Below are 10,352 nucleotides of genomic sequence, written 5' to 3'. Positions count from 1 at the left end.
TCGCCGGCGACGATGAAGACCGCATCCCGTTCTTCGTCAAGCCAAGACAGGGCGACCGCCGCGCGCCGATCTGTCTCGTCGCCTCCACAGCAACCTACCTCGCTTATGCCAACCTGAACCCGGTGCCGTTCCCGATCGCGGAGCTTCTCTCCAGCCGGGTGATCGTGCTGCACAAGGCTAATCTGCTGATCGATGAGCATCCCGAATGGGGTCCGTCGCTCTATGACGTCCATTCGGACGGCAGCGGGGTCTGCTATTCGTCGCGCCTGCGCCCCATTCTCAATTTCCGCCCCGGCTACATCAGTTCCTTCGGGGCGAAGGGCTCGAACCTGCGCGAATTCAATGCCGATACCCACATTACCGACTGGCTCGAAAGCCAGGGGCTCGACTACGACGTCGTCACCGACGATGATCTACATGCGGAAGGCTTCCGTCTTCTCAGCCAGTACGCCACGGTCGTCACCGGTTCCCATCCCGAATATTTCTCGGCCGAGATGTGGGAGGCGACCAAGAGTTATGTCGATGCCGGCGGACGGCTGGCCGTTCTCGGAGGCAACGGCTTCTACTGGCGCATCGCCTACCATCCGGTGCTGCCCGGGGTCATGGAAGTACGGCGCAATGGCCCGGCGATCCGCACCTGGGAGACGCAGCCCGGGGAGGAGTTCCATTCCTTCGACGGCAAGCGCGGCGGCCTGTGGAGGGCGCATGGACGGCCGCCGCAATCCATCGGCGGTGTCGGTTTCATCTCGGAAGGTTTCGACCTCTCCGCCTTTTATCGGCGGACCGCTGCCAGCGAAGACCCGCGCGCAGCCTTCATCTTCGACGGTGTCGACGACGAGATCATCGGCGATTTCGGCTTGCAGGGTGGCGGGGCGGCAGGCATCGAGATCGACCACGCCGACACCAGCCTTGGCACGCCGGTACATGCACTCATCCTCGCATCGTCCGAAGGCCACACCGAAGCCTTCCGCCTGGTCAACGAGGAAATGAGCATCACCGTTCCGACCGTTACGGCGCCTGTCGAAGCGCGGATTCAAGCCGACATGGTTTTTTTCGAAACGGCAGGCGGAGGCGCGGTCTTCAACGTCGGCTCGATCGCTTGGCCCGGCAGTTTAAGCCACAACAATTATGACAACAATATTTCGCGCATTACGGGCAACGTCCTGCGCCGGTTCGTCGACCCAACCCCCTTCGTCCACAATTGGCTAACTGCTGGAGATAACAAATGAAATCCGACATCGCCGAAGTCGAAGCCGTCGTCTGGCGCTACCTCCATGCCCTCCATGTGGGCGACGTCGATGCCCTGCGCCAGGCCTTTGCACCGGGTTCGGCGCTCTACGCGGCCATCAATGGAGAAGCGACCGCTCTTGCCGTCGAGCCTTGGCTCGAACGGGTTCAAAATCGCAAATCACCCGAGGCGAGCGGCTTCAAGAGCCAAAACCGAATCCTGTCGATCGAGGTGGAGGGCGACATGGCCATGGCGAAGGTGACGTCGGCCTTTCCGCCGAAAAGGTTCGTCGACTATCTGAGCCTGGTCAGAACCGTCTCCGCATGGCGCATTGCGGCCAAGACCTATCACGCCGAAGACATACCGGCCGCATAGAACACACGGCGGCCCCCGTCGAAATCTGCTTAAGACAAGGATACATGCGAATGTCACGAGCGGTTGGCCCGCGCCGATCCGTCCTCTATGTGCCGGCAGCCAATAAACGGGCCATGGCGAAGGCCGTGCGGCTTGCCTGCGATGTCGTCATTTACGACCTGGAGGATGCGGTCGCCGCGGATGCAAAAGCCGAGGCGAGAGCCAGTCTGCTGGCTCATTTCGGCGACACCGCGCGCCCACCGGCGCAGGAGCAGGTGATTCGGATCAATACGTTTTCCGGCAGGCCGGACGCGGAGGACATGCGCGCTGCGGTGCAATGCGAACCCGATGCGCTGCTTCTTCCCAAGGTGGAGGGGTCCGAGATATTGCTTGCCGCCCGGCGGTTTCTGGACGCTTCTGGAGGCCAGGACATACGCCTCTGGGCGATGGTCGAGACGCCCTTCGGCATCGTCAACCTGCGCGAAATCGCGCAGGTTGGAACAGCGGATGGAGTCGGACTTGATTGCCTCGTTGCCGGCGTCAACGACCTGGCGAAGGAGACAAACCTGCCTCTGCCGGACGGCCGCCCAACCATCGAGCACTGGCTGAGCCTGATCGTGATCCATGCGCGCGCTTTCGGCATGGATGTGCTCGACGGCGTCTACAATGACCTGCGCGACATGGACGGTTTTCTCGCCGAATGCCGGCAAGGCGTGCTGGGGGGCTTCGATGGCAAGACCCTTGTCCATCCCGACCAGATCGCTGCTGCAAATACCGCCTTTTCGCCGACGGAAGCCGCCCTTTCGGAAGCGCAGGCAATCGCCGCGGCCTTCGAGTGTCCCAGCAACGCCGGAAACGGGGTCTTGGTCGTCAACGGCAGAATGGTCGAGCGGCTTCACGCAGACATGGCGCGCAGGCTGATTGCGCGGGCGACGTGACGCGGGGGGGATGTTGTCACGGTATTGAAGCTTCCGATATATGACCCAGGAACTACAATATACTGGTTGACCAACATTAAGCGCCGAACGATGTCAGGCTCTGACGCTCCTGGCGGCCCGCCTTACCGCCGGCTCCGTCGATGAGGACATCGTTTCCAGTTCCACCATTTAGGAGACCTGTGCGGGGGACGCGTTTTGCGTTGATTTTGTTTGATGTTGTCGGCTATCGCGGCGATGGACGGGAAGATATCAGCGCCAACGTAGTTGGCTGTGGCTTTTAGCGCCCTTGTGTGAGCGCCGGTGGTGTTTTTGCCCGCTATCCAGCCATGGCGATGATCTTCAGACTGCGTTTCATATTGTAGGCGATGGCGGTGAGGCGAATTTGAACGCCTGCCTTGGCAAGCCCTCGCCATCGCATCCGACGAAGACCATAGCTTCGTTTCCATGTGCCGAAGATCTTCTCGATCCGACCACGAATGCGGTGGATCGGCCGGTTCCAGGCCTCAAGCCGCTTGAGCGTTTCAGCCTCGTTACGGCCCCACATGCCGGTGGCGACAATACGCGGCGTGCCGCCCTTGGCACGGACCGCATCGCCAAAATGATTACCGCGATGGGCGCTGTCGGCAAACACCTCGCCGGGATCGTCGGGCAGCGCATCAGGACCGGCCTTGCCATCGTTGATGTTGGCGGGCGTGATGGCAATCTCCTCAACCAGAGCCGTATCGGCGTCGGCACCCACATGGGCCTTGAAGCCATGAACCGCTGGTCGGCCCTTATGTTTGACCCAAGGGCCCTCTTCATCATCCTCACTGGCCGAAGCGATGATTGTCGCATCGACAAGCGTACCGGTCTTAACCTGGATCGCCTTGGCCTTAAGCTGACGGGTGACCTCGTCGAACAGGGTCTTGTCCATTCTATGTGCCACAAGGGCTTTTCGAAAACGCACGAAAGCCGTTCGCTCAGGTGTCGGCTCTGAAGCCGAGAAACCGCAGAACCGCCGGAACGATCCTCTGTCGTCCAGCGCTTCGGCAAGCTTCACGTCCGATAGGTCGTACCAGATCGACAGCAGCATTGCCTTGAACAAGGCCAGTGGCGGCCAGGCAGGCTCGCCCTTGGTTGCGCAGGAAATAACGGCCAGATGGCGCTCGATCGGTGCCCAGTCAATCAGTCCGGCAAGCTCGTCCAAAGACGAATGCTGGCCGCGATCAACGACAAAGCCAAACTTTTCCTGACCAATGCGCCAGCGTGACATCGCAGCCCTCTATCCATTGTCCAGATTGAGAGAATCACAGATCAACACGCTGGTCCAGGCACCCGCGCACACGTCTCTTTAGACCGGTTAGCATTTTGATTGAATCGGGATTGCCAACGGAAGGCAAATCAGATTCGATTCGCTGACCGTTGGAGGTCGAGCAGGATGTCGAAGCCGGGCTCTGAGTAGCAACGGAACAGAAAACTCACATAAGCGGCCGGGGTGAGCTTTCCGGCACGGCGTTAGCTCCAGCGATCCAACTCCTTGATCGTTGACCTGTGGCATTTGAGGTGATGCTTCATCAACCGGATATCGTGGGGGTAGTCCTGCTCCGGCCGGAATTCGTAATCCGGATCGATGTGGAAGTGGTTGCGGGTAAAGCAATCGATCAGATTGATGCCGTCCCAGGTGTCGATGACCTGTTCGAGGCTTTTCGCCAGATGATGCAAGGGTGAACCAGGCTCGTCCTCATCCCTCATCTTATGAAGGCGCATATGGATGTGCTGCAGCATGTCGGTTCGCATGTAGCTGTTCAGGAGCATGAGCGAGTGGGCCGGCGTCTTCGGCACGGCAAAGCCCATCTTGTCTTCCGGCGGCAGATCCGGAAAATTCGGGCAGTGGTCTGTGTCGATCATCGCAACAAACCTGAGTTTGATGTGAAAATGGGAGCACGTACCCGAACAACCGTTTTTGATCCAGAAAATTCACATAAACCCGTCCAACAATCTATCGACAGCTAACCCCCCGTGGGCAAACAAGCCTATGTGGGTTTTCTGTTCCGTTGCTACTCAAAGCCCGAAGATGAAGCGTTCGGGATTGGATTGGATGAAGATCTCGCCAGTGCGCTGGAATTCATCCAGGACATCAGTGACACCCGGTCCTTTGCAATCCTCGACGATCCAGATCGGGCGGGCGAATTTCGGGAGTTGCTTTCCCGCATCGACAGGCGAAACGCCCTTTTGGGCAGGACGTTCAAGCGGCAGAAGGTGAACGAGCGCCTGCGGCGAGATGAGACCAGCGAGCAGTTCCAGCGCCTGATGGAGAGCATGAGGATTTGTGTGGCGGTGCCGCCCTGGGGTAAAATCGGTATAGGGTGGGCGGTGATTTTCACCGAGGCCAGCCATCTTGAAACCACCGCGTCGATCGAGCCGGCGTTCGTCATCAAATTCCGAGGGTGCTCAGACGCCGGACACGATGCCGACGGTCCTGCAATTCCGCTTCTGGCTGAAGGGGCTGAGCCCGATGGTGTGGCGGCAGGTGCAGGTGCCGGCGACCATGACCTTGCGCGAGTTTCACGGCGTTCTTCAGGTCGCGATGGGCTGGGAAGGCATCCATCTCTACCAGTTTGTCGTGCACACGGTCCGCTATGGCTCATGGGAATTGAATGCTGAATCGCCGGACATCGGACTTGACGCATTGAAGCTGCGCACCGGAAGTCGGTTTCTGTATGAATACGATCTCAATGTTCCGTGGGACCATGAGGTACGGCTGGAAGAGCGGCGCGCTGCCAAACCGCAAATCCATTATCCCTGCTGCATCGGCGGTGCCGGCACTTGCCCGCCGGAGGATAGCGGCGGGCCTAATGCCTGGATCCGGCAGGAGGATGAAGCGTTCGGGATTGGATTGGATGAAGATCTCGCCAGTGCGCTGGAATTCATCCAGGACATCAATGACACCCGGTCCTTTGCAATCCTCGACGATCCGGATCGAGCGGACGAATTTCGGGAGCTGCTTTCCCGCATCGACAGGCGAAACGCCCTTTTGGGCAGGACGTTCAAGCGGCAGAAGGTGAACGAGTGCCTGCGGCGAGATGAGCATCTCACCCTCATGCATCAGCAGATGTGACTTCACCATTCGAACCGCGACCGCTTGCCAGCAAATCGGCGGCGAGAAGAGCGGCGGCTTCACCGCGGTCGTGCTGGATGCCGAAAAGCAACGATCGTGCCGCTGGTGCGGTAACCCGATCGAATTTCCGGCGCAGGGTCGCGGCAGTCGTTTCGGCGTAGTGCCGTGTCGTAGTGATGTTCTCGTGGCCGAGGAAGCGCTGCACGTCGGTAATATCCATGCCGAGCGCCAACAGTTTCGTCGCCATGGTATGGCGCAGCAGATGCGGATAGACCCGCTTGGTGATCCCGGCCTGATGGGCGACCTGCCGCACGATCTGGCCGATGCGCTGGCGACTGTAGGTATAGGGCAGCGGACCGTTGCCCCGTTCACGGCTCTGGAACAGGGGACCGGCACGTCTTGTGCCGATATGAAGCCTCAGCATCTGCGCCAGTTCCCGCCGGATCGGGACTTCGCGGCGTTTCGATCCCTTGCCGCGCATGACGATGATCACACGCTCCGCCAAGCTGACATCCTCGACGCGCAGGCGGGTGAATTCGGAAACGCGCAAGCCGGTTTCCAAAAGGGTCTGAAGCAGCAGGCCCGTCGCTCCACTCTCTTCGTAGGCATGGTCGATAAAGGTCAGTTCGTCCTCGATCGTCAGCCTGTTGATCGACGTTCGCTTTTCCGGCGGCGCCGACAGACCGGCTTGGGCGCGGGCGCGTTTGATGACCGCCTTGCTCTGCAGATAGTCGATCCCTTCACGGATCAGGATAGTGGCGATGGCATTGGCGGCACGATCGATCGAGGTCATGACGGTTTACCAGATGATTTCCGGATTGCTAACTGGTGAGAGTTATCACCGTTGCCGGCGAAAGCGGAGAGCAGAAATGCGCCGGTCGGGCGTGACGAGCTTTCCACTCCGCCCGTTCTGGAAAACCTGGCAAGGAGATGGCATGAAGGTTCGGATCATCATGGAAATCACCGGTGACGACGGCGAGGAGATCGGTCGGGAGATCATCGCCGACCTGACAAAGATCACAACGGGTGCGGAGGATCTCGGCCTGTCGCTCGCCGAGGGCAAAGCCCTGCTTGCCGGGCTTCAGCAGAAGATGGTGGAGACGCAGGTGGACCTATGGCTGACGGAAAACCGTGAGACGAACGGCCGCCGGTTGCGGCACAAGGGATACTATCCTGTCACCTTCCACACCCTGTTCGGCGACGTCCGGCTCAGAAGTCCGCGATACGCTCTGCCGGAAAGTGAAGGACGCAATGGGCCGGGCACGGTGTCGCCGTTGCGGCGACTGATCCCCGACCACATCGCGCCCGAGCGTCTGTATCTCGAAACGCGCTGGGCTTCGCTCGTGCCGTATGCAGCCGCGGCGGAGCTGCTGGCCGATGTGTTGCCGATCGCCTGCGGGATCAACGCCACAACGGTGCGGCAGCATGCGCTGAAAACGGCCGCCCGAATTGAGCAGGAGCTGACGGAAGAGCGCGTCTCTTTCATGCAGGATTCCTGTCCGCGCGACTGGATGAACCTGCCCATCCCCGACGGCCGCATCGTCATTGGTCTTGATGGCGGCTATATCCGGGATCGTGACGACCGGAAGAAGAATTTCGAGCTGATCGTCGGCCGCTCCCTGCCCGAGGACGGTGAGCCGCGCTATATCGGCTTCGTTCATGGTTACGACCGCAAGCCGCAGCGCCGAATCCTCGACCATCTTAAAAAGCAGGGCGTGCAGGCCAATCAGGATATCACCTTCATCACCGACGGCGGCGAGGAAGTTCGCTCGCTCGCCGAAATGATCGCCCCGGCCAGCGAGCATGTCCTGGACTGGTTCCACATCACAATGCGCATCACTGTGATTCGCCAGTTCGCCCAAGGCCTTCGCCATCATGACAAGGAAGCCGGCAACGGCCTGCTGGACATGCTGTCCCGGATCAAATGGTACCTGTGGCATGGCAACACCTACCGGGCGCGTGAGGAGATCGATTGGCTGCTCGACGATGCCGAAGCCACGGAAACCGACTACCCGAACATGAAAAAGTTTCTGACAGCGATCGGCGAATTCCGATTCTATATCGGATCAAACCACGCCAGCCTGATCAACTATGGCGAACGCTACCGGTCCGGAGAGCGGATATCATCCGCTTTCGTCGAGGCGACCGTCAACGCCGTCGTCAGCAAGCGTTTCGCCAAGAAGCAGCAAATGCAATGGAGCCGGACAGGCGCGCATCTTCTGCTGCAAACCCGAACGCAGACCCTCGACGGCTCACTGCGCTCGACCTTCGAGACGTGGTATCCGGGCATGGCAAACGATAATCACCGAAACACTGGCAACCAAGCAGCGGCGTAACTGCCACACGATTCCTCATGCTCTCCAAATCGCCCTCGCCGCCATCCTGCACCCGCTCCTTGCCAAGGTGTTTTATGACGGTTTCGCCTTCGGGCGCACGGAATCCGCCATCGAGGTCAGCGGGCAGCGCCGTGACCTTGCCCCCTCGATCAAGGAACCGGACGCCTGCCGCGCCCTTGTTGAATGGACCAACATCATGGAGACATGGGCCGATCATATCCCCGGCAATCCCGGCGATCTTTGGGAATGGCTGCTGGAACAGCCGACCGAACGGCTTACCGACCTTCTGGCCTTCGTCACGGCGGCGAACCTCAACGCGGTGCGGGCCAAGCACGACCATAGCCGCGAGCGGTTGCAACAGGCCGAGCAGATCGCCGTTGCCGTCAATCTCGACATGCGCCAGTTCTGGACCCCGGAAGCGGTGTTTCTCTCCCGGCTGTCCAAGGCGCAGATTGCCGAGGTGATGCAGGAGGCCGGTTGCTCGAAAGACGCTATCAAGGCGGTCGGGAAGGCACCGAAGGCCGAGGCGGTCGCACAGGCCGAGACTGCCTTGCAGGGAAAAACATGGCTCCCTGCCCTGCTGCGCGCGCAACATGACGATGAAGCCGACGACGCCGAGGCCATGGCGATCGCGGCGGAATAGACTGGAGCGGGCCGCAAGGTCCGCTCTCACCGATCGCTAGAAAACCCGGTGCGGTGACGCGCCGGGTTTTTTGCTGTTGATCGCGCTAACCTAGGATTCCGCCCCATGCTGCAATGGCCCTAGCTGGTTCCGGTCGGGATCGACCCACCCGAAACCAGACGAGGGGAGCCCCAGGCCCCTCCCCTCGAACTCCCCGCCCGCCCTGGCGCTGCGCGCTGGATCTCGCCGGAAATTGCAACACGGCATGGCCGATTCGTGGGTGAGTCGGAGCGATTTGCCTTCGCCGTTCCTGCAATGTGACAGGCAAAAGCACGATATTTCAGTGCCTTAACCATAAGGGGTTGCAGAATCGGACAAAACGCCGTTTCCTGTAACGATGACTCATGTAGAGAAAACAGCAACCCGCGACAGAGTTTCCGCTCATAGAGAGCGATTGCGAGCTGCTGGGCGTGTCTATGTGAATACGGATCTTCCTCACGATCTGATCGAGATGATTGATCAGACAAAGGAAGCAGAGGGAGTGCGGGGACGCACGCCCATCATCGAACAAGCCTTGAGGTTTTATTTCGAGAAGAAGCGCAAGGGCATAAAATGAAAAACCCCTAGCCGTTACCAGCGGCAAGGGGTTTTTGGATTTCGGAAACGACCGTGTTGGGCATCTCCCTAAAACTGATCCCAACATAGTCGAGTAGAGCCGGCCCCGCAAGAGTGAGTCTTGCGGGAAACGGCGAAGCTATGTCCGCCGTCCACAGGACATGCCCTCCCATGGACGGAGGACGAAAAGACCATGTTTGAATCTTTAGGGGCGGTGCTCGCAGGAGCGCCGACCGAACGGGAACGTACGCCCGTTCGAAGGCATAGCCGCGCCGCTGGACGGTGCGAAGGTGTATTCTGGCGGCGCACGGATCGAAAGCAGGTTCGCCAGATCGTGCTGGCGGCACGACGCTATGAACTGGCAAACAAACAACCAGGCGCTCGCAATGGACCTCTAGGCGGCGTGGCGATCGAGTTGGTCGAGCTGTTCGCCAACATGGTGAACTTCCGCACCGGACAACTCGACCCATCAATTGAAACCCTCATGCGCCATCTCAGGCGGTCGCGTGACGCAATCGTGCGCGCACTGAAGGCGTTACGGGCGCACGGCTTCCTCGACTGGCTCCGGCGCTATGTGCCGACCGGCAATGAGGGACGTGGCCCCCAGGTGCAGCAGACCAGTAATGCCTATCGCTTGTCCTTGCCGCAGCGGGCCTTGCAGTTTCTTGGCCGTTGGGGCGAAGCCCCTCCCCCACCGGATGATTACGCACAGGCCGAGGCCGAGCGCGTGGCCGAAGTGGAAGCGTATCGATCCAGCCTCCCCATGGACGAGCTGGCTTTGTTCGATGTTGGTGATAACCCGCTCGGACAGGCCCTCGCCAATCTTGCTCGTTCAATGAAACTACGTGAGTCCGCCAGACAGACTGAATCCCCATCTAGATCTCTTAAAGATAGAGAAAGATAACCGGACGTCGCCGTTCGGGCTGCTAACGCAGCCCTGCGACGGTGCCGGCCCGCGTAAAGTGCGGGCCGGTCCGGCACCCACAAAGAAAACCCCGCAACGTTCGCGCCCGCGGTCACCATCGCACGGCTTTTGAAAGAAAGCCTCGGCAAGAGCAGCACTAGAACTGATAGCAGATTACTAACATCTAGCTATTTATAAGCCGCTAGTAAGCGGATAATTAATGGCTTATAAAGCTCATGCAGCTAGCATGCTGCTGGT

At 59.8% G+C, this 10,352-nt stretch carries 12 protein-coding genes; 8 read left to right on the top strand and 4 right to left on the bottom strand.

Features of this window, described 5'->3' with window-relative positions; all coding sequences use genetic code 11:
* The 3 genes from MIC97_RS24275 to MIC97_RS24265 form a co-directional block, all read left to right on the top strand.
* A partial coding sequence (locus MIC97_RS24275; protein WP_345773580.1) for a N,N-dimethylformamidase beta subunit family domain-containing protein occupies positions 1-1,229 on the top strand: 1,229 nt, incomplete at its 5' end.
* A complete protein-coding gene (locus MIC97_RS24270) occupies positions 1,226-1,603 on the top strand; it encodes a nuclear transport factor 2 family protein (protein WP_239802442.1) in 378 nt (125 codons plus the stop codon). The genes MIC97_RS24275 and MIC97_RS24270, both read left to right, overlap by 4 nt.
* 50 nt (positions 1,604-1,653) lie before the next feature.
* A complete protein-coding gene (locus MIC97_RS24265) occupies positions 1,654-2,520 on the top strand; it encodes a CoA ester lyase (RefSeq protein ID WP_239802441.1) in 867 nt (288 codons plus the stop codon).
* Positions 2,521-2,836: 316 nt separating this feature from the next.
* On the opposite strand, the gene MIC97_RS24260 is transcribed toward MIC97_RS24265, so the two are convergent.
* From MIC97_RS24260 to MIC97_RS24250, 3 genes are all read right to left on the bottom strand, one after another.
* Positions 2,837-3,772: an IS5 family transposase gene (locus tag MIC97_RS24260; protein ID WP_239802440.1), complete on the bottom strand. Its 936-nt coding sequence runs from the start codon at positions 3,770-3,772 to the stop codon at positions 2,837-2,839.
* A 242-nt stretch (positions 3,773-4,014) separates the two neighbouring features.
* Positions 4,015-4,407: a hypothetical protein gene (locus MIC97_RS24255; RefSeq protein ID WP_239802439.1), complete on the bottom strand. Its 393-nt coding sequence runs from the start codon at positions 4,405-4,407 to the stop codon at positions 4,015-4,017.
* 153 nt (positions 4,408-4,560) lie between these two features.
* The gene (locus MIC97_RS24250; protein WP_239802438.1) at positions 4,561-4,896 is read right to left on the bottom strand and encodes a hypothetical protein; all 336 of its coding nucleotides are present in this window, start codon (positions 4,894-4,896) and stop codon (positions 4,561-4,563) included.
* A 70-nt stretch (positions 4,897-4,966) separates the two neighbouring features.
* Between MIC97_RS24250 and MIC97_RS24245 the strand changes: the two genes are divergently transcribed.
* Positions 4,967-5,617 (top strand): plasmid pRiA4b ORF-3 family protein, encoded by a 651-nt coding sequence (locus MIC97_RS24245; protein ID WP_275592588.1) that lies wholly within the window; start codon positions 4,967-4,969, stop codon positions 5,615-5,617.
* Here MIC97_RS24245 and MIC97_RS24240 read toward each other — a convergent pair.
* Entirely contained in the window at positions 5,598-6,410 is an 813-nt protein-coding gene (locus MIC97_RS24240; protein ID WP_239802436.1) for a tyrosine-type recombinase/integrase, read from the bottom strand. The two genes, MIC97_RS24245 and MIC97_RS24240, sit on opposite strands and share 20 nt — an antisense overlap.
* A gap of 142 nt (positions 6,411-6,552) precedes the next feature.
* Here MIC97_RS24240 and MIC97_RS24235 point away from each other — a divergent pair, with 142 nt between their 5' ends.
* From MIC97_RS24235 to MIC97_RS24220, 4 genes are all read left to right on the top strand, one after another.
* A complete protein-coding gene (locus tag MIC97_RS24235; protein WP_239802435.1) occupies positions 6,553-7,953 on the top strand; it encodes an ISKra4 family transposase in 1,401 nt (466 codons plus the stop codon).
* A 67-nt stretch (positions 7,954-8,020) separates the two neighbouring features.
* Entirely contained in the window at positions 8,021-8,596 is a 576-nt protein-coding gene (locus MIC97_RS24230; RefSeq protein ID WP_239802434.1) for a hypothetical protein, read from the top strand.
* A 457-nt stretch (positions 8,597-9,053) separates the two neighbouring features.
* Positions 9,054-9,191, top strand: a complete 138-nt coding sequence (locus MIC97_RS24225) for a ribbon-helix-helix protein, CopG family (RefSeq protein WP_239802433.1) — start codon at positions 9,054-9,056, stop codon at positions 9,189-9,191.
* A 192-nt stretch (positions 9,192-9,383) separates the two neighbouring features.
* Positions 9,384-10,094, top strand: a complete 711-nt coding sequence (locus tag MIC97_RS24220) for a helix-turn-helix domain-containing protein (RefSeq protein WP_239802432.1) — start codon at positions 9,384-9,386, stop codon at positions 10,092-10,094.
* Positions 10,095-10,352: the final 258 nt, after the last annotated feature.

It is taken from the genome of Aquamicrobium sp. NLF2-7 (genome assembly GCF_022359935.1).
GTDB lineage: Bacteria > Pseudomonadota > Alphaproteobacteria > Rhizobiales > Rhizobiaceae > Mesorhizobium > Mesorhizobium lusatiense.
The sequence above is the reverse complement of the archived record's forward strand: the minus strand, read 5'-3'. Positions and strand labels throughout refer to the sequence as shown.